Origin of the sequence: Spiroplasma endosymbiont of Virgichneumon dumeticola, assembly GCF_964264745.1 — a bacterium.
Lineage (GTDB): Bacteria > Bacillota_I > Bacilli_A > Mycoplasmatales > VBWQ01 > Spiroplasma_E.
The window spans coordinates 797044-821428 of record NZ_OZ183478.1; the positions used below are offsets into that span (position 1 = coordinate 797044).

The 24385-nt window shown below is 27.3% G+C and carries 28 protein-coding genes and 1 pseudogene; 12 read left to right on the top strand and 17 right to left on the bottom strand.

Annotated features, from left to right (window positions below; all coding sequences use genetic code 4):
• The first annotated feature begins 15 nt into the window (after positions 1-15).
• Positions 16-1374, top strand: a complete 1359-nt coding sequence (locus tag ACFEL4_RS05160; protein WP_375316842.1) for a Sapep family Mn(2+)-dependent dipeptidase — start codon at positions 16-18, stop codon at positions 1372-1374.
• Between the two features lie 57 nt (positions 1375-1431).
• Here ACFEL4_RS05160 and ACFEL4_RS05165 read toward each other — a convergent pair.
• Both ACFEL4_RS05165 and ACFEL4_RS05170 read right to left on the bottom strand, forming a co-directional pair.
• Positions 1432-2452: pseudogene (locus ACFEL4_RS05165) on the bottom strand (IS256 family transposase).
• Positions 2453-2509: 57 nt separating this feature from the next.
• On the bottom strand, positions 2510-2902 hold the full coding sequence (locus tag ACFEL4_RS05170; protein ID WP_375316843.1) for a hypothetical protein: 393 nt from the start codon (positions 2900-2902) through the stop codon (positions 2510-2512).
• Between the two features lie 119 nt (positions 2903-3021).
• Here ACFEL4_RS05170 and ACFEL4_RS05175 point away from each other — a divergent pair, with 119 nt between their 5' ends.
• Together ACFEL4_RS05175 and ACFEL4_RS05180 are read left to right on the top strand one after the other, a co-directional pair.
• Positions 3022-3843 carry an IS1595 family transposase gene (locus ACFEL4_RS05175; RefSeq protein WP_375316844.1) on the top strand — a complete coding sequence of 274 codons (822 nt, stop codon included), beginning with the start codon at positions 3022-3024 and terminating at the stop codon, positions 3841-3843.
• Positions 3844-4540: 697 nt separating this feature from the next.
• The gene (locus ACFEL4_RS05180; protein ID WP_375316845.1) at positions 4541-4756 is read left to right on the top strand and encodes a hypothetical protein; all 216 of its coding nucleotides are present in this window, start codon (positions 4541-4543) and stop codon (positions 4754-4756) included.
• A 92-nt stretch (positions 4757-4848) separates the two neighbouring features.
• On the opposite strand, the gene ACFEL4_RS05185 is transcribed toward ACFEL4_RS05180, so the two are convergent.
• The 5 genes from ACFEL4_RS05185 to ACFEL4_RS05205 form a co-directional block, all read right to left on the bottom strand.
• Positions 4849-7035, bottom strand: a complete 2187-nt coding sequence (locus tag ACFEL4_RS05185; protein ID WP_375316846.1) for an ATP-dependent helicase — start codon at positions 7033-7035, stop codon at positions 4849-4851.
• A 36-nt stretch (positions 7036-7071) separates the two neighbouring features.
• Positions 7072-7764: an RDD family protein gene (locus ACFEL4_RS05190; RefSeq protein WP_375316847.1), complete on the bottom strand. Its 693-nt coding sequence runs from the start codon at positions 7762-7764 to the stop codon at positions 7072-7074.
• A 6-nt stretch (positions 7765-7770) separates the two neighbouring features.
• Positions 7771-8784, bottom strand: a complete 1014-nt coding sequence (locus ACFEL4_RS05195; RefSeq protein ID WP_375316848.1) for a glycosyltransferase family A protein — start codon at positions 8782-8784, stop codon at positions 7771-7773.
• A gap of 88 nt (positions 8785-8872) precedes the next feature.
• A complete protein-coding gene (locus tag ACFEL4_RS05200; protein ID WP_375316849.1) occupies positions 8873-9625 on the bottom strand; it encodes a hypothetical protein in 753 nt (250 codons plus the stop codon).
• Between the two features lie 120 nt (positions 9626-9745).
• The gene (locus tag ACFEL4_RS05205) at positions 9746-11377 is read right to left on the bottom strand and encodes a YhgE/Pip family protein (RefSeq protein WP_375316850.1); all 1632 of its coding nucleotides are present in this window, start codon (positions 11375-11377) and stop codon (positions 9746-9748) included.
• Between the two features lie 89 nt (positions 11378-11466).
• Between ACFEL4_RS05205 and tpx the strand changes: the two genes are divergently transcribed.
• Complete coding sequence (gene tpx, locus ACFEL4_RS05210; RefSeq protein WP_308149573.1) at positions 11467-11973, top strand: thiol peroxidase; 507 nt, start codon at positions 11467-11469, stop codon at positions 11971-11973.
• A gap of 15 nt (positions 11974-11988) precedes the next feature.
• Here the strand turns inward: tpx and ACFEL4_RS05215 are convergent, their stop codons facing one another.
• From ACFEL4_RS05215 to ACFEL4_RS05225, 3 genes are read right to left on the bottom strand one after another with little or no spacing between them, the layout of a single operon-like run.
• Entirely contained in the window at positions 11989-12195 is a 207-nt protein-coding gene (locus tag ACFEL4_RS05215) for a hypothetical protein (RefSeq protein WP_375316851.1), read from the bottom strand.
• Positions 12196-12197: 2 nt separating this feature from the next.
• Entirely contained in the window at positions 12198-12587 is a 390-nt protein-coding gene (locus ACFEL4_RS05220; RefSeq protein WP_375316852.1) for an IS1595 family transposase, read from the bottom strand.
• Positions 12482-13018, bottom strand: a complete 537-nt coding sequence (locus ACFEL4_RS05225) for a hypothetical protein (RefSeq protein ID WP_375316853.1) — start codon at positions 13016-13018, stop codon at positions 12482-12484. The genes ACFEL4_RS05220 and ACFEL4_RS05225 overlap by 106 nt, the downstream gene beginning before the upstream one ends.
• Before the next feature lie 112 nt (positions 13019-13130).
• Here ACFEL4_RS05225 and ACFEL4_RS05230 point away from each other — a divergent pair, with 112 nt between their 5' ends.
• Positions 13131-13553, top strand: a complete 423-nt coding sequence (locus ACFEL4_RS05230) for a hypothetical protein (protein WP_375316854.1) — start codon at positions 13131-13133, stop codon at positions 13551-13553.
• Between the two features lie 176 nt (positions 13554-13729).
• Here the strand turns inward: ACFEL4_RS05230 and ACFEL4_RS05235 are convergent, their stop codons facing one another.
• Positions 13730-15421 carry a hypothetical protein gene (locus ACFEL4_RS05235; protein ID WP_375316855.1) on the bottom strand — a complete coding sequence of 564 codons (1692 nt, stop codon included), beginning with the start codon at positions 15419-15421 and terminating at the stop codon, positions 13730-13732.
• Between the two features lie 305 nt (positions 15422-15726).
• On the opposite strand from ACFEL4_RS05235, the gene ACFEL4_RS05240 reads away from it, so the two are divergent.
• The gene (locus ACFEL4_RS05240) at positions 15727-16167 is read left to right on the top strand and encodes a hypothetical protein (protein WP_375316856.1); all 441 of its coding nucleotides are present in this window, start codon (positions 15727-15729) and stop codon (positions 16165-16167) included.
• Positions 16168-16445: 278 nt separating this feature from the next.
• Here the strand turns inward: ACFEL4_RS05240 and ACFEL4_RS05245 are convergent, their stop codons facing one another.
• A complete protein-coding gene (locus ACFEL4_RS05245) occupies positions 16446-16646 on the bottom strand; it encodes a hypothetical protein (RefSeq protein WP_375316857.1) in 201 nt (66 codons plus the stop codon).
• Here ACFEL4_RS05245 and ACFEL4_RS05250 point away from each other — a divergent pair.
• Positions 16627-16998: a hypothetical protein gene (locus ACFEL4_RS05250; protein WP_375316858.1), complete on the top strand. Its 372-nt coding sequence runs from the start codon at positions 16627-16629 to the stop codon at positions 16996-16998. The two genes, ACFEL4_RS05245 and ACFEL4_RS05250, sit on opposite strands and share 20 nt — an antisense overlap.
• A gap of 58 nt (positions 16999-17056) precedes the next feature.
• Complete coding sequence (locus ACFEL4_RS05255) at positions 17057-17467, top strand: IS1595 family transposase (protein ID WP_375316859.1); 411 nt, start codon at positions 17057-17059, stop codon at positions 17465-17467.
• Positions 17468-17485: 18 nt separating this feature from the next.
• Here ACFEL4_RS05255 and ACFEL4_RS05260 read toward each other — a convergent pair whose 3' ends face one another.
• The 4 genes from ACFEL4_RS05260 to ACFEL4_RS05275 all read right to left on the bottom strand — a co-directional run bounded on the left by ACFEL4_RS05260 (position 17486) and on the right by ACFEL4_RS05275 (position 20973).
• On the bottom strand, positions 17486-18169 hold the full coding sequence (locus ACFEL4_RS05260; RefSeq protein ID WP_375316860.1) for a hypothetical protein: 684 nt from the start codon (positions 18167-18169) through the stop codon (positions 17486-17488).
• Positions 18170-18492: 323 nt separating this feature from the next.
• Complete coding sequence (locus tag ACFEL4_RS05265; RefSeq protein WP_375316861.1) at positions 18493-20664, bottom strand: hypothetical protein; 2172 nt, start codon at positions 20662-20664, stop codon at positions 18493-18495.
• The gene (locus tag ACFEL4_RS05270; protein ID WP_375316862.1) at positions 20604-20855 is read right to left on the bottom strand and encodes a hypothetical protein; all 252 of its coding nucleotides are present in this window, start codon (positions 20853-20855) and stop codon (positions 20604-20606) included. Before ACFEL4_RS05270 ends, ACFEL4_RS05265 begins: the two co-directional genes overlap by 61 nt.
• Positions 20809-20973, bottom strand: a complete 165-nt coding sequence (locus ACFEL4_RS05275) for a hypothetical protein (RefSeq protein ID WP_375316863.1) — start codon at positions 20971-20973, stop codon at positions 20809-20811. The genes ACFEL4_RS05270 and ACFEL4_RS05275 overlap by 47 nt, the downstream gene beginning before the upstream one ends.
• On the opposite strand from ACFEL4_RS05275, the gene ACFEL4_RS05280 reads away from it, so the two are divergent.
• The gene (locus tag ACFEL4_RS05280) at positions 20954-21775 is read left to right on the top strand and encodes an IS1595 family transposase (RefSeq protein WP_375316864.1); all 822 of its coding nucleotides are present in this window, start codon (positions 20954-20956) and stop codon (positions 21773-21775) included. The two genes, ACFEL4_RS05275 and ACFEL4_RS05280, sit on opposite strands and share 20 nt — an antisense overlap.
• On the opposite strand, the gene ACFEL4_RS05285 is transcribed toward ACFEL4_RS05280, so the two are convergent.
• On the bottom strand, positions 21772-21894 hold the full coding sequence (locus ACFEL4_RS05285; RefSeq protein WP_375316865.1) for a hypothetical protein: 123 nt from the start codon (positions 21892-21894) through the stop codon (positions 21772-21774). The genes ACFEL4_RS05280 and ACFEL4_RS05285 overlap by 4 nt on opposite strands.
• 469 nt (positions 21895-22363) lie before the next feature.
• Between ACFEL4_RS05285 and ACFEL4_RS05290 the strand changes: the two genes are divergently transcribed.
• Genes ACFEL4_RS05290 through ACFEL4_RS05300 form a run of 3 tightly spaced genes read left to right on the top strand, consistent with a single transcriptional unit; the run spans position 22364 to position 24299 of the window.
• Positions 22364-22897 carry a helix-turn-helix domain-containing protein gene (locus ACFEL4_RS05290; RefSeq protein WP_375316866.1) on the top strand — a complete coding sequence of 178 codons (534 nt, stop codon included), beginning with the start codon at positions 22364-22366 and terminating at the stop codon, positions 22895-22897.
• A gap of 21 nt (positions 22898-22918) precedes the next feature.
• Positions 22919-23971, top strand: coding sequence for a spermidine/putrescine ABC transporter ATP-binding protein (gene potA / locus ACFEL4_RS05295; protein ID WP_375316867.1), 1053 nt, complete (start codon positions 22919-22921; stop codon positions 23969-23971).
• Position 23972: 1 nt separating this feature from the next.
• Positions 23973-24299 carry a hypothetical protein gene (locus tag ACFEL4_RS05300; RefSeq protein ID WP_375316868.1) on the top strand — a complete coding sequence of 109 codons (327 nt, stop codon included), beginning with the start codon at positions 23973-23975 and terminating at the stop codon, positions 24297-24299.
• Positions 24300-24385: the final 86 nt, after the last annotated feature.

A 24385-nucleotide genomic window follows, 5' to 3' on the forward strand; every position in this document is an offset into this window, starting at 1 on the left:
AGGAGTGTGAAACATATGGAATTCAATGAAAAATTATTAAAAGATACTTATTTCCCACAAGCAATATCAAAAATTAAAGAGATTGTTAAAATAAAATCTTTTGCCCAAACTCCCACTAAAGATGTCCCTTATGGGATTGGTGTTGCTGAAGTATTAACGTTTGCTATGGATTTAGGTAAAAGTTTAGGGTTTAAAGCTGTTCGCAACCCTAAAGGTAAATATGGATATTTAGAATTTGGTGAGGGTGAAGAAATTTTTGCCATATTAGGTCACCTTGATGTTGTACCACCAGGTAATTTAGACGAATGAAAAATTCCTCCTTTTAGTCCTGAAATTATTGATGGTATCTTATATGGTCGTGGTGTTCTAGATGATAAAGGTCCAACCATTATTATTTTATATTGTTTAAAATATTTAAAAGACCATGGCTATGTTCCAACTCGTCGCATTCGTGTTATCTTTGGTTTAACTGAAGAAACAACATGAGATTCTATTAATACATATATGAAACAAGAAGGAAGTCCAACTTTTGGCTTTACTCCTGATGGTATGTTTCCTTTAGTTTACGCTGAAAAAGGAATTATCGATTTGGATATTATTGGAACAGGACATAATACGCTTAACATTAATGCCGGTGATGCTTATAATGTTACGTGTTCAACAAGTACTATTTCAGGTGTTGATGTTGATAACTTTGTTAAATTAGGAAAAAATAAAAAATATCGAATTGAAAATAAGGATAAACAAGTTACTATTCATGGAACACCTGCTCATGGTTCACGTCCTAGTGAAGGTGTTAATGCAGGATTACAAAGTTTGTTAATATGTCATGAGTTAAATATTAAACATAATTTAGTGCAATTCGTTGGTGAAATTTTACATGAAGATACTGCTTTAACAAAGTACTTCGGTGACTTAGATGATGAATCAGGTAGTTTCACTATTAATGTTGGAATTGTTAACATTGATAAAAAAAGTTCAATGCTAGGATGTAACATTCGTATCCCAGTTAAAACTGATTTAGTAGTTGTTATTAAACGTTTAGAGGCGATTTTAAAACCGTATGATTTAACTATTAAAGAGCAACACTATGATAAACCATTATATATGCCGCAAGATTCAACTATTGTCGTGGAACTAATGAAGATTTACCATGAAGTAACAGGTGACAAAAAGGCTGTTCCCATTGCTATTGGTGGCGGAACATATGCTCGTGCCATGGACAACTGTGTTGCCTTTGGCGCTATCTTTGATCATCTTGCTTCAACTGAACACCAGTATAATGAAAGTGTTAAAGTTGATGAATTATGAAAGTCGATGTTAATTTACGTACGTGCTATTAGTACGTTAGGTATGTTAGATAAATTTAAATAGGCTTTTCTCAGCATTTATGTGATAAAATTTAAAAATAGTACATAAAGGGAGAAAATCCTAAAATATTTTAAAAACTGCCATATCATTAGGAAAAACTTTTTTATTTCTGATAACTTTTCGTAATTGACTATTTACAGATTCAATAGCATTTGTTGTATAAATCACTCTTTTAATTTCTGCAGGATAACTAATAAAAACCATTAAATTATCTCAATTTTTATATCAAGATTTAGCAATTTGATGATATTGTTTATTTCACTTATTTTCAAAGTATTCTAAAGCCTGCATTGCTTGTTCTTCACTACATGCAGTATAAATTGTTTTTAAATCTGCAACTAGAGATTTTCTATGCTTATATGAGACATATTTCAAACTATTTCTAATTTGATGAACTATGCATAATTGATGTTCTGTTTTAAGATAAACTGATTGTATTGCTTCTGACATGCCTGTTAAATTATCACTGCAGGCAATAAGAATATCATTTAAGCCACGATTTTTCATTTCTGTTAAATTTGCTAATCAAAATTTAGCACCTTCATTTTCACTAATTCATAAACCTAAAACATCTTTTTTACCTTCTAAATCAACTCCTAAAGCTATATAAACTGATTTATTAATAATCCTTTTATCTTGTCGTACTTTCACTACTATCAGCACCATGATATAACTATTGTAATTGCATTCTAATATCTGATAATGTCATACCTTTTGCATATAAAGAAAGAACTTGTTGATCAAAACCATCAAATCTTCTTTGTCTTTTTGCAACTATTACAGGATTAAAATTACTATTGCGATCTCGTGGTACATCAATCTCAATTTTACCTTGTTGAGTTATTAATTTTTTTGAACTTATACCATTACGAGCATTGTCACTATTACTATGTTGATTCTTATCATATCCTAAATAATTTTGCATCTCAGAATTCAACATTTTTTCTACTAATCTTTTTGTTAATTCTTTATACAATCCTCCCTCTTTAAAAACTGTTGTTAAATCTTCAGTATTTTCTAATAATAAATCTACTGCTTTTGATATTGGATCATTATTATTAATATTTTGCTTTTTAGCCATCTGTAACTCACTCTTTCTAGTAATTTAATTATATTTACTAGAATTAATTAAACATAGTTATTTTTGTAAGTTACACAGATTACTAAACATTACCATAATGTTTGTTTTTGGGTCTTTTATTTCTCCAATAAATCACCCATTATGTTTTTCGTAAAATGTAAGTTCTTCTAATTTAGTTTTATTAATATAATATTCTTTTTTAGCAGGGAGTTTATTAACCGTTATTTTTTGCTTAGCAAGAAATGGTTGTAATAAATTTAATAACTCTTGCCCATTCATTTCCCTTTTAACATTTTCTAAATTAAAAACTCAATATTTATATTTATCATCAACCATAAAACTATTGTTTTTAATCATTAAATTTGGAACCGACAATTTATATTCGCCATAATTAATCAAAATAGAATTTGATTTTTCAGTAATTTGTTCTTTTTGAAATTCTATTTGCATTTTAAAATCCTTTCTTTTTTTATATATCCTGTCGCATACAGCGTAAAGGATATATATTTTATTAACACTAATATAATTAATATTCGGACTTCTCCCCACATGTACTTGTGGAGGAAACAATGAAATTGAATGAGTTCAATAATACTTTTCAAACTGAAAAACAATGTCTTGCATATATAGCAAGTTTGAAACAAAGCAAATGTATTAGGTGTTCTAGTTTTAATTTGAATACTTCTAATTTAAGAAAAATGAGATGTTTGAAATGTCATCAAACATTCAGTATTCTCACGGGCACTATATTTTCAAAGTCACAAACACCTTTAATATCTTGGTTTTATCTCATCTTTAGATGAATAAACACCAAACATGGAATTCCATCAACTGATGTTGCAAAAGAATTGGTAGTGACCTTGAAAACAGCTTGAAGAATGGGTCATAAAATCCGAAGTGCCATTGCTAAACAAGAACCTCAATTCATTGTTGAGGGCATAGTGCAAATGGATGAAATGTATCTTTCACATATGGGTTTTAAAAAACAAGGAAGATCCTTGTTGAACAAAACCTTGATTGTTGGTATTTATGAAAAAACAACCAACAATCTGATTGTGAAAGTATTGAAAAACGCAAACAGTAAAAATCTTTTGCAGTTTGCAATAAACCACATTTCTTCAAAGTGTGATGTACATACTGATTCTTGAAAAGGATATCGCGATTTGAAATCGGTTTTCACTAAGCATGAAACAGTTAACCATCAAGATGGCTATGTTTCAAAAACTGGTGTAAATACCAACCAAATTGAGTCAGTATGAAAACATATACGAAGAACATTTAAAACACATATCAAAGTTGCAAAACATCATATTCATTTATATGCAAAAGAAGCTGCATATAAATTCAATAACATACCTAGTTTTGAAACTGTAATGCTATGTTTAATTTAAAAATGTGGGGAGAAAAGCCTTAATATTTTCTAGAAAAAGTGGGATCGTAAATAAATTGTAAAATTTTGAAAAAAACTTAAAGCATTTGATTCAATTTTTAATAACTTGCGTTTAGCAAGTTATATTTATATTGAACCAGCCCCGTTTAATTTTTTTTACAAGTTTTAAAATTTATGTTACTCGCCCAAAAAAAATGAAAAAAAATAAATCAGCAACTGCTCACTGGGGGTGGCAGTGCTGTTGAATAAAGAATTAATTACAATATTTCCCCCAAAACGGGTCTATATACACTAGTTGCCAATCCGCTCCCACCCCAAGGATTACCATTTTCATGGTTAGTATATTTTGTTAGGTATCACTCCACTTTTTATTTTTACATGCAAGTCCACATGCTAGCCACTATTTTGAACAACTGTGTTATGGTTCACTGTTTTATGTCCCTAGCACGTGTTGATAATAGTGGTAAAGACGGTTATAAAATTTGCAAATCTTACAATTACAAAAAAAGACGATACTTATTTCTCGTCTTTTTGTGAATTTTGCTATAGATTGTAATGAGGGTTAGAAAGGAATCTATTGCCAGCAATGATGAGTTATCGACATCTTCGCCACGCTCCCAGATTTACTAACAGAAACAGGTCATGGTGATAGTTTTGTTTCAAGTCATTTAGTAAATGAATTTGGTAAACCAATGAATATGCCCCATGCTCCTGACAATATTACGGTTAATACACCTAATATTAACGGTATTAAAGTTGGTGTTATCTTTACAATTATTATTAGTCAGATTTTAATAATTTTATATATTCTATTATTTGCTTTATTTTGAATTGATAAAAACTATCGTTTTGCTATTAAAAATAAAATTCATTCACTAAAGAGAACTTTTACAACTAAAACTAAACAAATTTAACTTAAAATTAATGATCGCTGAAATATATAAATGAATCTCACATGCTAATTAAAAATGCCTATTAATAGGCATTTTTAATATTTAAGGGAACATTATACGAACTTTTTAATAGCATTGTGGCTAGCACTAAGAATTCGCATACCACCATTGTTTTTATGAAAAGCAACTTGAATTTTATCACCAATTAGTTTAGTGATTACTCCTTTACCAAAAATTTCATGAACAATAATATCTCCAACTTTTCAATCATTACTAATAGCTTGGTTATTGTCTTTGTTAGCATCAAATTTAAAATAATTAAATTTTGAAATACTACGATTCTGGTAACTTTCTGCTATCTCTTGATGTTCATTATTAATTATTTTTAAATGAGTAATATCTAAATCTTTTAAGAAACGCGATGGTTGTTTCATAGTATTTAAAACATGTGAGAAACCATCAGCACTTGATAAAAATAAATATTTTTTAGCTCTGGTAATAGCAACATAAAATAAACGACGTTCTTCTTCAATTTTATTATCTTTATCATTATTTTTACTATGACCTGGTAAAATACCTTCGTTAATTCCAATAATAAAAACAACTTCAAATTCTAAACCTTTAGCACTATGAATAGTCATCAAACTAACAGCTTTTGCACTACTGTTTTCATCTAAGTCAGTATATAAACTTATTTCTTGTAAAAAAGCAGTAAGCAAAGCAGTTCCTTTTGTTTCATTAGCACTATCAAAATCTAATAATTGTGCCAATAATTGTTTTAGGTTTTCAATGCGCTCAGTTTCTAAGTTTTCTTCTAATGTTTTTAAATACTTAGTTTCTGATAATACTTGTTCTGTTAATTTATGTAATGAAGTAACATCTTCAATATTACTTTGAATATCACTAATTAATTTAATTAATGGTTGCAAATGTTGACGGTAATTTTTTGGTAAGTTGTATTGATACTGAAATAAATATTCATTTAAACTTAATGAATTTTGTTTAGCTAGTTCTAATAAATGGTCAATAGCTTTAGGACCAATTTTTGGTGTAGCATTTAAAATACGAACCATTGATAAATTATCATTTCAAGCAATAACTTTTAAGTATGCTAAAATATCTTTAATTTCTTTACGCTCGAAAAATTTGTAACCACCAAAAATTTTATAGTTAATATTATTATTAATTAATGCTTGTTCTAAATCTTTTGATAAGTAGTTATTACGATATAAAATAGCAATATTATTTAAGCCTAAATGATATTTTAAATGAATTTTTTTAATATTTGTAGCAACTCAATGTGCCTCTTGCGTACTGCTGCTGGCATGATAAACAACTACTTCACTACCCATATCATTTTTAGTAAATAAGGATTTATCAATGCGTTGGACATTATTTTTAATTAAACTATTGGCAGTATTTAAAATTTTAGTGGTACTTCGATAATTTTCATTTAAAATAAAGGTTTGGGTATTAGGAAATTTTTTAGTAAAATTTAAAATTAAATTAATATTAGCACCCCTTCAACTATAAATAGTTTGGTCTGGGTCACCAACTACTGTGATATTATTATGATTTGTAGAGAGAGATAATAATAAACTATATTGAATATCATTAGTATCTTGAAACTCATCAACTAAAATAAAGTTAAATTGGTCTTGTCATTTCTTTAAGACATAAGGAAATTCGTTAAACAAACGTTGTACTAACAATAATAAGTCATCGAAATCTAAACAGGAATTACTAATTTGATATTGTTTATATGATTCATAAACTTTAGCTCGTAAAATTCATTGGTCTTGATTTTGATAATCGTTTACTAATTCATCATAAGTAGTATGATGATTTTTTCAATTAGAAATACTACTACTCAATAATCTTAATTCTGCTAAATCAGCTTTATTTGAAAATTCTTTTTGATAAATATCTTTTAAAATTTTTCGTTGGTCTTCTTGATCAATAATATTAAAACTATTATTAATTTTTAAATTATGAATATCTTTTCGTAAAATTTTAGCACATAGTGCATGATAAGTAGCAATAGTAACTTTGATATCATCATTTTCTAACAACTGCATTACGCGAAGTTTCATTTCTTTGGCTGCTTTATTTGTAAATGTTAAAGCTAAGATTTTTTCGCTTGGTATTTTTATTACATTAATTAAATAAGCAATTTTGTAAGTCAAAACACGAGTTTTTCCCACTCCAGCTCCAGCAATAATACGGCATGGTCCATCAACGTTAATAATTGCTTGCAATTGTTGGTCATTAAGATTGTTAAGAAATTTATTTTTGTCCATTTTTTGGTGTCCTTAAATTAGTAAATATCGATACATTTAAAGATTATGAATATTTTCTAATTCGTCATCACTAATATTGCCTGGTTGACAGAACAATAAGTGGATATGTGGTTCATTATGCTTTTCTTGTTTAACATTTATTTTTTGGATAATTGGGTTTTTATTAATAACATAAGTTTTTGCACGACGGTCATAAAACAATTGGTGATATTTGTCAATTTTTGTTACAATCATTATACCGCAATATCAAGCAAAATCAAAACTAACCACAATACGAACAAGAATATTTATTCAAGAATTTAAAGTATTATTCGGTTTAATAGTAACAATATTTATATTAAAAGTCAATCTCAGAAATAAAATTATTCCCATTGTTAAACCTAATGGAATGAAAACTAAAAACATTTCTCGATAAAAAAGTTGCTTTAAAGTTAGGTTTTCATTATTACCATTTACTAACTTAATTTGTAAAATTAGTTTGCCTAACGTTCGACCATTGCATTTTCAAGGAATAATAACAAAATAGATAGTAACAATAACAATATTAATAATAAATACAATCACAATTTTTCATCATTCTTGATTAGTTTTATCACCTAAATAGATTCCTAAGCCAATTATTAATGGGATAATACTAACAATAATTATATCAAAAATACGCGCTGTAAGACGCTTTCATGTTTGAGCGATTTTATAAGTTTCAGTTAATTTCTTGGTTTTGTTGTTCATAGTTTTTTACTCTCAATATTTTGAATCATCCACAATTTTATTTTCACGGCAATATGTTTTAATATACTTACTTAAATTAAGGCAATATGTCGTGAACACATCGTATTTATTAATAGTTTTTAAATAAGGATTTTTAAGAAAATTTTTATAACGAAAATCAATGGTATCTTTAACACGATTATAAGCTTTTTGAATTAGTAATGGTTTTTTGGTAATACTAATAAAACGTAAGAATGTGTATAAATAATAACGAACAAAGGCATATTCTAGTTCATCATGTAATACTTTTTTAATTTTTTGGTTATTATAATAGTTTAAAATATGTACTCACTGATTTAATAAATCAAAGGTATTATCATGTTCTAAAGAATTAAATCTACAAGAGTTAAATTTACAAGTAATTAATGTATCAATAATAGCATAATATTCTGTACAATGCGCTAAAAACGAGTAAAGAAATAAACTATCAAATTGGATTTCTTTCCGAAACTGGATACCATGTTCTCTAATAATACTTAATTTCATTACTTTTGTACTTAAAATTGGTGATGTTAAGGCATAAACACTTTTTCCCATAAACGTATTTAGTTGATACACTTCATTAGTTTCAATTCTAATTGTTGAATGAAAAACGGAATTAGCATCTAATTCATAATGAACACGATATTCGATACAATCAATTTTGGGATTTTTTTCTAATATTTGTGTAATAAACGATACAAAATCAACATTTGGAATTTCACTCGGATTTAAAACAATTACATATTCTCCTCGTGCATACTTTAATCCTAAATTACGGCCAATAGAAATACCACTATTTTGAAAATAAGTAATAAGAACTAGTTGCTCTGAATATAATTTAAAAAACTTAGACATTACTTCTAAGTTTTCATTGTTAACTCCATCATCAATAACAACAACTTCAAAATCAGAACTTTTTTGTTGGAAGATATTTGTCAATCAATCGTTTAAAACTTCTGATTCAATAGCTGTTGTATTTAAAATAAAACTTAGCAACATAACATTCCCTTTCTAGCTTCTCTTTTAATTATAACATTACTTATTTTTTTCTTAATAAAAATCAAAATAAGTAGTTAGTTATAAAGTGTTATTTTTCGTTGAAACGTTCTTGTTTTTTGATAACAGATGAATATAATTTCTCATCATTTAAATTATACTTTAATTTTTTTCCATTACTCAATTTTAGTGGTAAATTATCCTCTTCTTTTACTTTTTTCCTATTAGTTTTACCAATTAATTTTGTTGTTTGTTTTTCTAAAGCACGTATTTTTTTGGTTTCAAATCTTTCTATTTTCAATAAAAAACTACTAATGAATTTTTTATAAGAATTAACATAGTAACGTAATAGTTTTTTATTTTGCGCATGATTATGATATTTAAGCAAAATACAAACATAATTTAATTCCTTATCTTTTTCTTTAGCAACAATCGTATCAAAGAAACTTTGATAGTTATGACTTAGATTATATTCTTGACCCTTAACAGGACTATGGTAGGCAGTAAAACCTAAATTACCTGTGGTATTATAATATTTAAAATCAGCAATGCGTGTTGTTTTTTGCCCATGAGGGTGTTCTTGTGATTTAATATCTGAAATTTTAAAAACATTGTCCTCATCAAAATCTAAAAAATAACAATAAATCTTATGATTAAAATCAGTTTTTGTTTTAAATGATATGTATAAATCAATTTTAGTCTCATAATTTAATTTATCAAAAGTACTAACATAAGGTTGATAAAAATCATATTTTTTTTCAATAATTTCTCAGTCTTTATTTTTAGTAATTACCTTTTCAATTTCATCAATACAAATACTTGTTTTTAAAATATTTTTTTTCATAATCATTTGCTCCAATCTTTACTTTATATCATAATCTAGTAATTATTTTATCAAATTATAATCTGATAGTGTGATAAGATAAACTATAATAAGTAAGTATCTAAGGTTACTAATAAAATCTTATTCACCTTCTTCTAATAAAGATATATTGTTCGTTTCAATTAGTAAAGTTTCTGATTTATTAGTTTCTAGTTTTGTTCCCAGCTGTTTAGCATCACGTTTATCATATCATCAATTAACTAATAATGACAATGGTACTAAGATTACCACAAATAGTAATAAGCAACCAAGACTTCATAAAATATTAAGTGCATTAGGATTAATAAGGATTTCCCTTAATCCTTTAATAGCATAACTAAATGGTAAGACATGATACATAACTTGGAAGAAACCTGGTTCTAGTTCCACTGGAAAAGTTCCACTTGATGATGAAAGTTGTAAAATTAATAAAATAACAACTAAAAATCTTCCTAAATCATGATTGCGGAACATATGAGCAATACTCTGGACTACTAAGTCAAAAATTATTCCAATACACCACATATATAATAATAATTGTCAACAACGACTTCAAAAATCAGCACTATGGAATAACAATAATAATGAAGTAGTTAAAATTGTTGATTGTATTAATCCGAATATGACCATTCATAATGATTTGCCTAAGTAATTAGGCCAAAACTTAGATTTATTTACATCCTTATCACGAATAAAAGTAAAGGTTAATAATAATGTTCCTACTCACATGCCAATACACATGAAGTACGGACCTAAACCAAAACCATAAGGTGATTTATCTTGTCCTTCAATATTAATATTAAAGTCAATAAAATTTAGTGGTGCTAATAGTTCATGATTCATCCAATATGCATGTTCTAAGTTTTTAACATCATTAATTTTATCATTGCTATCAACACTACCAATTCGAGCATTAAACTCATCAGCATGCGGACCTAGACCAGGGACAACAATTGATAAAAAATTATACAAAGTTTTAAAAATTGGTTGAAACTTTTTATAGCCATCAGGACCTGGTTCATTAATAGCATTATTGTATCAATAATCAAAAATTTGGTCACTAATAACGACTGGTAAGAATTTACCAAAGATACTATCTTTTAAAGTATTTAAGGCAAAATCATTAATTTCTCCTAAAATGGGATTAACTTTATATGAAGCTTCTAAACTAATTTTGGGACGCTCAGAAATTTTATTAATTAAATTCCAGATCTTTTCAGGAGTTGTAATATTATCTTCGACAATTTTTAAAACTTTACTAAAAAAAATATTAAAATCGTTAGTAAAGTTTTTATCAACTATAATTTCTGTTAAAAACGTTTTATCATTTTTATGTTCTTGGTATGTTTTATCATTATCATAATAATAAACGGTAAAGGTTTTCTTCTCATTACTAATTTGTAAATCATTAATATTAAATTGATAAGCACCATATTTATTTTGTGAAGTTCCATCTAAATTTAAATTATGTAAGTTAATTATACGGTTATCATGACCAGAAGCGTCACTATACGTATCATCGTTAACTAATGCAATCGGTAATTTATTAATATTACCTAAAGGATTAAAGAATGCTCACAAGGCAATAAAGGCATATAAGAAAGGAATAAAACATAAGGAAATACTTTTAACAATGGTTTTTCGATTTTTATATACATGATTATAACCTATTGCTTTAAAAGCAATTTTAAATTCCTGATTACCATTTTTTATTGATTTTAAAAGTTTTTGCACAACCTTTTCTCCTTAATTTTTATTTATCACTAGTTTTTAGTTATAATAATATTATAAAATACATTTACTAAAAAGGAGAAATAAATATTATGATTCAACTAACAATTAAGGGTAACCCTGTTCATATTAAAAATAATCCGATTAAGGTTGGCGATATCTTAAACTTCACGGCAGTTGATAATCTCCTACGTGAAATGAATTTAACACAATTTCCTCATCGTTTTAAAATTATTTCTAGTGTTCCTAGTATTGATACTAAAACTTGTGCTTTACAAACTGCATATTTTAACGCGGAAGCTACTAAATTACAAGAACTAGTTGTTATTACAATTTCTAAAGATTTACCATTTGCGCAAAGCAGATTTTGTGAAAACTTAAAACTTAACGGTAATTTCCATATTTGAAGTGACTATCGTAATAATGAAAATAATTTTAGTAATAAGACTAATTTATTAATTGATGAAACACAATTGTTAGCACGTAGTGTTATGGTCCTAGATGATAGTAATAAAATTTTATATTTACAAATTGTCAAAGAGGTAAGTGATGAACCAGATTATGACCAAATATTAAAGTTTCTTAAAACATTAAACTAATAAAATTTCCTTAACTTATTCATCTAAATCAAAATCTTCTAATTTTGCTTGCTTATCTTTTATTTTATTAATAGTTATGTCAAGTTCCCTTATTATCTTTTCGTTATCTAATAATTTCTTTTTAATTACTTCTCATCTAGTGTTAAATCTTTGATACTCATCTTTAATTTCGATAATTACTTTTTTAACTTTACTAATATTTTTACGGACTTCTCCCCACATTTTTAAATTAAACATAGCATTACAGTTTCAAAACTAGGTATGTTATTGAATTTATATGCAGCTTCTTTTGCATATAAATGAATATGATGTTTTGCAACTTTGATATGTGTTTTAAATGTTCTTCGTATATGTTTTCATACTGACTCAATTTGGTTGGTATTTACACCAGTTTTTGAAACATAGCCATCTTGATGGTTAACTGTTTCATGCTTAGTGAAAACCGATTTCAAATCGCGATATCCTTTTCAAGAATCAGTATGTACATCACACTTTGAAGAAATGTGGTTTATTGCAAACTGCCAAAGATTTTTACTGTTTGCGTTTTTCAATACTTTCACAATCAGATTGTTGGTTGTTTTTTCATAAATACCAACAATCAAGGTTTTGTTCAACAAGGATCTTCCTTGTTTTTTAAACCCATATGTGAAAGATACATTTCATCCATTTGCACTATGCCCTCAACAATGAATTGAGGTTCTTTTTTAGCAATGGCACTTCGGATTTTATGACTCATTCTTCAAGCTGTTTTCAAGGTCACTCCCAATTCTTTTGCAACATCAGTTGATGGAATTCCATGTTTGGTGTTTATTCATCTAAAGATGAGATAAAACCAAGATATTAAAGGTGTTTGTGACTTTGAAAATATAGTGCCCGTGAGAATACTGAATGTTTGATGACATTTCAAACATCTCATTTTTCTTAAATTAGAAGTATTCAAATTAAAACTAGAACACCTAATACATTTGCTTTGTTTCAAACTTGCTATATATGCAAGACATTGTTTTTCAGTTTGAAAAGTATTATTGAACTCATTCAATTTCATTGTTTCCTCCACAAGTACATGTGGGGAGAAGTCCGTTACTTAATTACTCCATATAAACATATTTCAACTCATAATGAAGAATTATTTTTGTTATAAAGGAATCGATAATGAAATGCAATATGACTTAATTATCGGAATTGACCCGGCAGGAATTGGTAATAATGGAATTGTTATATATTCAAGCGAAACTAATAATATTATTTTTAATGAAACATTTAAAACAAAAACTGTTCTAGAAAGTAAAAATCTATTTAAAGAATACTTTTTAATAATTAAACAACATTTTGAAAATAAAAAAATCTTAGTTATTGTAGAAAATTTCTTTTTAAATTCAAAACAATTATTAACTAATCCCCTAGCAACACCGAAAATTATTGGTGCTTTAATGGTATTAATTCAAGATGTAATGAATTGAGATTATCAAGAAAGTGAACCAAAAAACAAAAATAAAATAGAAAATTATAATGGAAATATAAAATTTATAAAACATGAACAAGATGCTTATAAGCACATTCAATATTATTTAAGGAACTAAAAAAATGAAAGATAAAGTGAATTACATTAAATTAACGGTAAAACTTAGTAAAGCACTGTTAGTTAGATATCTTATTTCTGAATCTACACTAAATTACTCGAAAATATTTTCAGTCGTAAATTTTGTTCTACTTACAAATTGAACATTAATTAAATTAATGTTCAATAGTTATTTTTTTAAGTTCGTGCTTTTCAGTTTTGTTCTTTAATAACATTTTCATTACCTTTTGATGATAACTTAGTTGTTCAACGTGGGTAATTTTCTGCTTTATTTTTGGCATTAACTATATTCATGGGATCTAAATTATATAGTTCAGTTGTTCCGCTTTGACTAGCTGGTCGGTGTAAAACAATAGTTCAAGAATAAGTTTTCTCATTATTGGCTTCTGATAAATCATTAGTAAATGAATCACGGAACATTCAGGCTCCTGCATAATCTTTACGATATAACTTATCACTAACCCCATCAATTGTTTCTGCTTTTTCTCACACAGTTTGAATTTGGTCTAATGTTCAATGATTAATATTAAATTTAGATGTAGATTTAGGTGTTGATGCTTGCTTCATATTAGATTTTGATTGTGTTTTTTGCTCATGGTTTTTTGCAACTTGTTTTTCTTGTCCAAATTTAGAATCATCTGGTTGTCCTTGCGCTGCACCTTGCACATCAAATCCACCTTGATTTTGTGGTTCATAACTAACTGCTATAGGATTAGGAGCATTGCTCAATATTTCTGGTTCTTTAATTGTTGAATCTTTACTTTCATCAGCTAAATCATCATATTTTGAAACACTAGATGATGCAATTGATTCTTCATTGTTGGTTCGTGAATAAATTGATGTATCTACTGTAGATGCTGTTAATGTTACTTCTGGTTCTGAACTATTTTCTAACATTGGATCTGCTAATCGTATTGGATTATTTTGAATATTACTTGTTTGATTTTGGTTAGATACAACTGCTTCTGAAACATAGGCACCTGTATTATTAGATGCTTCAGCTGTAGTTCTTGTATAAGTAGGAGTAGATGTTGCTTGTGAATCAGGAATATTTTTGTCATTTGTTGAAATATTAGGTGTTGCTCCAAAACTACCTTGGCTTTGAACACTAGATTGTTGATCAGGAAAAGCACTATTATTAGTTACTGTAATAGTAATAGGTTGTTGACTAGTAGGAGTTAGCGTTTCTGTTTGCGCTGTTGCTAAGGGGATAGAAATCTCACTTTCTTGTGGAATCGGAGTTGCTTCAACAACGGGAACTGGTTTTTCTGGTTTTACAACTGGTACTATTAAAGCGTTAGAACTATATTTTGAACTAATATTAATTAATAATCAAATACTATTACCTACTAAAAAAAGCGCACCTAATGCTGCTAATGCTCATGGTAAAAAAGCAGCAATCACAAGACCAATAGTATTGATTGGATTATTAGTATCTTTTTGAATTAGAAAATTTACAATATCAAAACGAATATAGGTAAAAACAATAAATCCCACAACTAGTAATGTTGAAAAAATAAAACTAATTAAACTAAATAGTGCTGAAAAACCATTTTTAGTTCTAATAAACACAAAAGGAATAACAACTAAACTAATTGCAAATGCTGAAACAGCAAAAACAATAGTGCTTAATTCCTCAAAACTCATTTTTAAGGTATTAGGGGCCATGGTATTAAAAACAGTAATATAATAATCAATTCCTGTGCGAAAAGCTGTTAATCATACTACTCAACCAATTAATAAGCTTAGAGCAATAAATCCCCCGCTAATCATAATTGCTAGCCGATTATACAAAGCAACCCGATGCACTTTAGGACTTGCTATGCCAACTGATGATGTTATTGATTCAGAAGTTGTTTCTTCAATCATAAAAAAAGACCCCAATCTATTCTAGTATATATTCACTCTCTTAATAATATTATATCAAAATATATTACGATAGTGTCGTGTAACCAATACAGGGGTTATTAGGCATGAATTATAATTGAAAACTAATTTAGAATTTATAAAAGTTTATTTAAAAGTAAATTTAACTAGTTTATTATAATTAAACTCATTGTTGATAGATAATAAAGAAAAATTATTATATGATATCTCGTGAACTAAAGATAGTTTTTAACTCATTGCTTTTTTTGAAGTAAATGAGTTTTTATTTTTGAAAAGGAGAGAAATAAATGAATTTTATTAGCTGAATTGGAAAGTTACATTGTTACAGTATGAACATGAGTAATAAATTTAAAACATTGGGTAATTTTTTTGGTGGCATCATCGCAGTAGTTACTGCTGTATCTTATATTAAAAAGACCGAAAGTTTCATTATGGATTCTGTGCATCAAATAAGTGATTCAATTAATGAAGCAGAAGTTTACACAGCGGGTGCTTGTGTAGCATTAACTATTGGCGGATACACTAGTGGTTTTACGCTAGGAGTTATCGGTTATTCATTAGGAACTATGAACTTTTTACTGCACCCATTATGAAAAAAATGTTTGAAATTAGAAGACATAACAGTTAATCAAGAAAATAACAATTTTAATATAAAAGAATGTCTGTTTACAATTAGGAAGTTTAGTTGGTGGAATTTCAGTTTTGATTTTAACGACAAAAATTATTAATAAGTATAATCATGATTACGAAGACCCTGAGTTAGGTCCATGTTTATCATTACAACCGTATTTTATATTTGGAGCTACAGCAATAACTATCGGTGGATATACTAGTGGTTTTATACTTGAAAAATCATGTTATATTAGCAATATAGCATGACAAGGTATAAATTATATTGGAAATAAATATGGTTAAAATATACGTAATTTATTAACTAGAAATCATTTGGCAATTGATAATGAAGATTGTGAAAGTCTAATAATATCAACTTCAGAAATTAATAATTCTAATGATAGTTCAATAGTTGAAGGAAATCATCAATTACCGTTCCAGTCAGAAGACGTAAATACAATAAATTTGAATGATGGTTCAAATAATAGTTCAAATCCATCACCAATATTGGATAGGTAAGTTTATTTAACCAATTAAAAACGGATTTCTCCCCACATGTACTTGTGGAGGAAACAATGAAATTGAATGAGTTCAATAATACTTTTCAAACTGAAAAACAATGTCTTGCATATATAGCAAGTTTGAAACAAAGCAAATGTATTAGGTGTTCTAGTTTTAATTTGAATACTTCTAATTTAAGAAAAATGAGATGTTTGAAATGTCATCAAACATTCAGTATTCTCACGGGCACTATATTTTCAAAGTCACAAACACCTTTAATATCTTGGTTTTATCTCATCTTTAGATGAATAAACACCAAACATGGAATTCCATCAACTGATGTTGCAAAAGAATTGGGAGTGACCTTGAAAACAGCTTGAAGAATGGGTCATAAATCCGAAGTGCCATTGCTAAACAAGAACCTCAATTCATTGTTGAGGGCATAGTGCAAATGGATGAAATGTATCTTTCACATATGGGTTTAAAAAACAAGGAAGATCCTTGTTGAACAAAACCTTGATTGTTGGTATTTATGAAAAAACAACCAACAATCTGATTGTGAAAGTATTGAAAAACGCAAACAGTAAAAATCTTTGGCAGTTTGCAATAAACCACATTTCTTCAAAGTGTGATGTACATACTGATTCTTGAAAAGGATATCGCGATTTGAAATCGGTTTTCACTAAGCATGAAACAGTTAACCATCAAGATGGCTATGTTTCAAAAACTGGTGTAAATACCAACCAAATTGAGTCAGTATGAAAACATATACGAAGAACATTTAAAACACATATCAAAGTTGCAAAACATCATATTCATTTATATGCAAAAGAAGCTGCATATAAATTCAATAACATACCTAGTTTTGAAACTGTAATGCTATGTTTAATTAAAAATGTGGGGAGAAGTCCGTAGATAGGCTTTTCTCAGCATTTATGTGATAAAATTTAAAAATAGTACATAAAGGGAGAAAAGCCTAAAATATTTACCTAAACTATTAGCAGTAGTACTATCAATGCCACCAGGAATACGTTCTGCTTTAGCAATATAATATAAACCTAATGTTTCACTCAAACTATTACTATGTTCTACTTTATTAGCTAATTGTTGACTACTAATATCAATATGGTTTTCAACACCACCCATTTGTAAATATTTTCAATTACTATTATCACCGCTAAAGAAACTATCATTATAAACACTTTTACTATATGGATTATAAAAATCTTTAACACTTGTTATTTTTTTATGGCTATTCATTTCTGCTTGAATATTATTTAACATACTTTTATCAGCCTCAGTAAGTTTTAAACTAGAATCAATCGTTAGATTTCCATTACTATCAACAATAAAAGTATTTTTCGTTGGTGTTCCATCACTTAAATTACCAATAGCATGACTTGTATCATAACTATAATATTTATAATATCTTATGTATTGTATTATTCCTAAAACTGCTTTTTGACTAAATATACCAAGTTCTAATTGCATAATATTTGGTAATAATTGTATTTTTCATTTAAATTCTTTATCAGATAAATCACAAAAACCTAATAGTGTATCTTTTTCGTTTTCAATGCTTTGTCTAGTAATATTATCTTCAATTTTAGTTTGCATATAAGTACTTTCAATATTATATAAATTATATTCATTTCTATCAACTTCTATACCTATTTTACCATTCCTATAATATCCCGCATATAATCCATGATATGTGATATTATTTTCTTCATAATATTTTAACTTTAATGGTTGATTTTATATTGACAATTCTTTTAATTCTCTTGAAAAAATAAAAGTTTGAGTTTTAGAAGGTTTAAAAATTTCTGTTGTAGAACAACCTTCTGTTTGATGATTAATAAACTCATTTGTTTCATATTCATAATTTAAATATACATCTACACTTTTATAATATCTTTTTAAATCATTAAAATTATTAATTAATAATGTTGGGTCTCTAAATAATCTTTAAAATTAATATTTATTTCTAATGGTTTAATTTTAGGTACTACATTTTCTACTCATGAATTATAATCTCATATTAATTTATCTTGTGTATGACTAAATATACGTGTTTGTGGTATATTAACTTCTATACTTGGATTTTTTGGAATTATTATAATAGTTTTTGCTATATTTTGAGGACTTGGTGGTAATATTTCTGCTGGATAACTAAAGGTAGTTTCTTCAGTTTCTTGATATTCATCATGATTTAATTTATACAAAGTAGTTCAATTAAAAGCATTACCAGTTAAAGCACCTTTATTTTTATATCTAAATTGTGCAACTGAAAGTTCATTATAATCACCTTGATAAGTAAATGGATTATCACTATAAAAGGTATGTCTTTCTTCTCCTTGATGTAATGATTGAGTTACAATTGTATCAATAATATAAGCATAATTAGAACCGTCAGATACACCATTAGCAGTTGGATTTCATTGACAATCTGTATCTTCATTAGTAAATGGACTTGCTATATCTAAAAACTCTGTATCTTCTGCTAAAATATAAACTTTATTATTTTTCTTTTGTGATAAATCAACTGTACTTATTTGTTCTTTAGTTGTTAATTTATGACCAGTAGTAGGGTCTCATGGATATACTGATATTCTATCACTTAATTTCATAGTCATAGCAGTTGTAGAAACATTTGCTCCTAATAATTTACCAATAGCAAAATCATTTTCATTAGCAAAAGCATTTAATGGAATTAAACCACCATTACCAATAATATTTTCTAAATTATTTGTAAAAAATGCAGACATAAAACCATTAAAATATAACATTTTTTTATATTGTTGATTATTTTGATTAATAATAAAACCAATTGGAATACCTAAACTTAAAACATTTAATAATTTACCAATTAATGGTATATCACTTAAAGCAAATGGTAATCATTGTACACTATCATAAGGCATTTGTATTAAACTACTAAATACTACTGAATTAAAATTTAATATTGCTGACATATATTTTTGACTTATTTTTGAATAATCTACAGTTGGTGAACCAATAATTAAATTAGTATCTGGGTCTTTATATTTAAAATTACTAGACATATCAACATTATAGCTACCAGAGATATTATTAATATTTCATTCACTATCTCAAAAGAATTTTGCTTCTCCAATTGCTGTACCATTACTATTAGTTGCTTTTGTTTTATCAAACGCTAACATACCTTTAAAATCTTTTGTAACAAATAAATTTGCTTGTAAATTTAAACTATTTGATAATCATTCTTTTCAATTTTTAAAATTAAGATAACCAGTAGGTTTAGCATCCATTAAATTATAAAATGTTGTTTCTGGATGACTATTAGTAGTTATTTTATCATTTATACCAGCAAGTAAACCACCATTATTTTTAATTGATGTACTTGAATGGTCATTATTACCAGCAATAAATAATCTTCTTGAAGCAAATACTTTTTGTTCAAATATTTCTTCATTATTTTGTTGTATTGGTGCTTGACCTTGTATTATTGGTCTACCATAATAATAACAACTTGATAATAATTCTAAACCATAACTTTGTCTATGAGAATATCTTACTCCTATATCACGCATTAAAGTATGATTTAACGTTACTTCTCCTTCTTGAATAGTAGGGAAAGCATAACCACTACATGGACTTGCATATTGTACATAATCAAGTGTATTTTGACCACTTGCTACTGCTCTATCATTAACTGAACTAAAAGTTAATACTTGCATACTAAATTCACCATTATAAGGACTATAATAATTAGTTACATTTGAAATATATAATAATTGTATATCTTGATTTTTACCTGTATTACCACCAATATTTTCATTTTTATCATTAAATACACAAAAAAATTGTAAATAATCATCTACTGTAATTTGTTCTTCAAACATAACTAATGTATATTGTCTTGTAGTAGAAATTGTTTTAAATAAACTATTATTAGGTAAACCACCAAAATCTACACCACTTGTATCATCAATTAAATAAGCATTTCAATAATCACCAATTTTATATTGTTTAGTATAATATTGATTTTGACCTGTTGTTTTATGTGTTACTGGGTCTGTAATACCTTTATTTTTTTGATATATATTAGTACTTTTTTTCAAATACATACAACTGGAGTATTACCAGAAAGTATTAATTCATATTGACCAAAATCACTAATTTTACTATTTATAGGTTTATAACCAGTTTCAGTTAAAGGTATTGCTCCATTATTAATTATAAATGGAAATATTTTTCAATGACTTAAACGTTTAATCATTGCTTGTTGTCTCTTTAGGTGTAGATGTGCGTGTTTCATTAATTGAATTCGTTGATGATTGCTCATTTTCATTATCTCCTAATTCTTTATTTAATTTTTTAACGGACTTCTCCCCACATGTACTTGTGGAGGAAACAATGAAATTGAATGAGTTCAATAATACTTTTCAAACTGAAAAACAATGTCTTGCATATATAGCAAGTTTGAAACAAAGCAAATGTATTAGGTGTTCTAGTTTTAATTTGAATACTTCTAATTTAAGAAAAATGAGATGTTTGAAATGTCATCAAACATTCAGTATTCTCACGGGCACTATATTTTCAAAGTCACAAACACCTTTAATATCTTGGTTTTATCTCATCTTTAGATGAATAAAAACCAAACATGGAATTCCATCAACTGATGTTGCAAAAGAATTGGGAGTGACCTTGAAAACAGCTTGAAGAATGGGTCATAAAATCCGAAGTTCCATTGCTAAACAAGAACCTCAATTCATTTTTGAGGGCATAGTGCAAATGGATGAAATGTATCTTTCACATATGGGTTTTAAAAAACAAGGAAGATCCTTGTTGAACAAAACCTTGATTGTTGGTATTTATGAAAAAACAACCAACAATCTGATTGTGAAAGTATTGAAAAACGCAAACAGTAAAAATCTTTGGCAGTTTGCAATAAACCACATTTCTTCAAAGTGTGATGTACATACTGATTCTTGAAAAGGATATCGCGATTTGAAATCGGTTTTCACTAAGCATGAAACAGTTAACCATCAAGATGGCTATGTTTCAAAAACTGGTGTAAATACCAACCAAATTGAGTCAGTATGAAAACATATACGAAGAACATTTAAAACACATATCAAAGTTGCAAAACATCATATTCATTTATATGCAAAAGAAGCTGCATATAAATTCAATAACATACCTAGTTTTGAAACTGTAATGCTATGTTTAATTTAAAAATGTGGGGAGAAGTCCGTAGATAGGCTTTTCTCAGCATTTATGTGATAAAATTTAAAAATAGTACATAAAGGGAGAAAAGCCTTTATTATTAAATAATGAAGTTGAGGTTTGGTCATTGCTAGTATTACTAGTAAGAATATTATTAATAGTAGTGTTGCTATTAACAACATTCACCACTACATTGCTTGCTAACGTTTAAGTAGTTAAACTACTTAAAATAATTAATGATTGCTTCACAATTTATACTCCTTTGCTTTTTAATTCATTTAGTATTAATATATAAACTTGTTATTTAATAAAGTTTTTTGAATAATTTTAATACCTACATAAAAAATAAATTCAAAACGTATTCATTAAAATTATAAGGATAATTAAATCCTTATGATTAATAATAAAACTTTTAACTTGAAAAAGCAATATTTTTTTAACACATTTTAATCATATTAACATCTTTATTAGGAATTTTATTACCAAAAAATTAATAAAGAAAACAATTGTTTTTTCAAAAAAATATTATATAATTTCATTTGTATTATTTAACTTAAAGTTTAGTAAAAATAAACAAAAAAGGAGAAAATAATAACTATGAAAATTGGTAGAAAACTAAAAACTTTAAGATTAAAACATAATCTAACCATGGAAGAACTAGGTAAACGCTGTGATTTATCAAAAGGTTTTATTAGTCAACTCGAACATGATGTTGCATCACCTAGTATTGAAACATTGAAAAACATTCTTGATGTTTTCGACTATTCATTATCTGCTTTCTTTGAACAAGAAACCAAAGAAAAAATAGTTTTCAAGGAACAAGATATTACCATCCTTGATGAGCGCGAATACCAAATTAAATGAATTATCCCTAACGCCCAAAAATTGACCTTAGAACCAGTCATCTTAATTTTAAAACCATTTGGTAGTTCCAACAAGGTTCCTCCCTTTCAAGGTCAAATCTTCGGTTATGTTCTTAACGGTACGGTCTTTGTCCATTATGGTGGTAACAAAATTAAAGCCACTACTAATGAAACATTTTATCTTAAAGGTAATGAACGACATTATCTGGAAAATACTAACAAAAATTCTGCTACGATTTTATGGGTTTCCAATCCACCAATTTTTTAAAAGCATTTCAAGGAGGTTAATATGAGCACTAATATTTTAGAATTACGTAACATTACTAAAGAATATGACGGTACGGTTGTTTTAAAAGGAATTAGTTTAAACATTCATGAAGGTGAATTTCTTACCATTTTAGGCCCCAGTGGCTGTGGTAAAACCACCATGCTAAGAATAATTGCTGGGTTTGAACAACCCAATAATGGTCAATTATTATTTAAAAATAAAGACTTAACTAAAATCCCTATCCACAAACGTGAAATTAATACTATTTTTCAAAACTATGCTTTATTTCCTCTTTTAAATGTTTTTGACAATATCGCTTATGGTTTAAAATTACGTAAAGTTGATAAAGAAAAAATTAAAAAAGAAGTTAAAAAGGCTTTGGAATTAGTAAAACTGACTGGAGTTGAAGATAAAGATGTTAATGATTTATCAGGTGGTCAAAAACAAAGAATTGCCGTAGCACGAGCATTAGTTCTTAATCCAAAAGTTTTACTATTAGATGAACCTTTTGCCGCTTTAGATTTAAAATTACGTCAACAAATGCAAACAGAATTAAAAAAAATTCAAGAAGAAGTTGACATTACTTTTATTTTTATTACCCATGACCAAGAAGAAGCTTTCACAATGTCAGACCGAGTAGTTGTTCTAAATCAAGGACAAATTCAACAAATTGGTAGTCCCCAAGATATTTACAATGAACCAGAAAATAAATGAACTGCTCAATTCGTTGGTACTTCTAATGTGATTGACAATGGTATATTTGTTAATGATAATTGTGTGCGATTTGATGGAAAAAAATTTGCTTGTTCTGATACTGGTTTTGGTGAAAATGAACGTAACATCGATATTGTTATTCGTCCTGAAGACATTGATTTAGTTAATGCTGGCGTTGGATTTTTTGATGGCACTATTAAATCAGTAGTGTTCAAAGGTTTATTATGGGAAATTAATATTACGACTAACAAAAGAAAATGAGTAGTACATACTACTGATACTTTTGAAGTAGGCAATCGTGTTGGTTTAAAATGAAATGTCGAAGATATTCATGTTATGTGAAAGGAAATTGAAGAGTAATATGAAAAAGTGATTTAAAAAAAACAAAGCCACAACTCCGATTCTTGAACCTACTGAAACTAATCCCATTGTACACAACAAACTACCAGTTGTTAGTCATCCAAACCAGAAACAAAAAACACTTAATATTAAATCCTGATTTAAATTTAAAAAATTAACTATCAAAACAACAAAACCTGCAAAATTAAAAAATCATAAAGAAAAAAAATCTAAAACTACTAAAAAAAAAATTCATTTCTATGATGAAAAAATAGCAAAAAAAGATTATTTAATATTAAAAATAAAATTAAAGACAAATCAGTTAACTTTGGTTTTAAATCCTGAGTAACACTGTCTTATCCTTATTTGGTCTTAATGGTCATTTTAATTGTCTTACCTTTATTAATCGTTATTTTATACTCAATTATTAAAGCG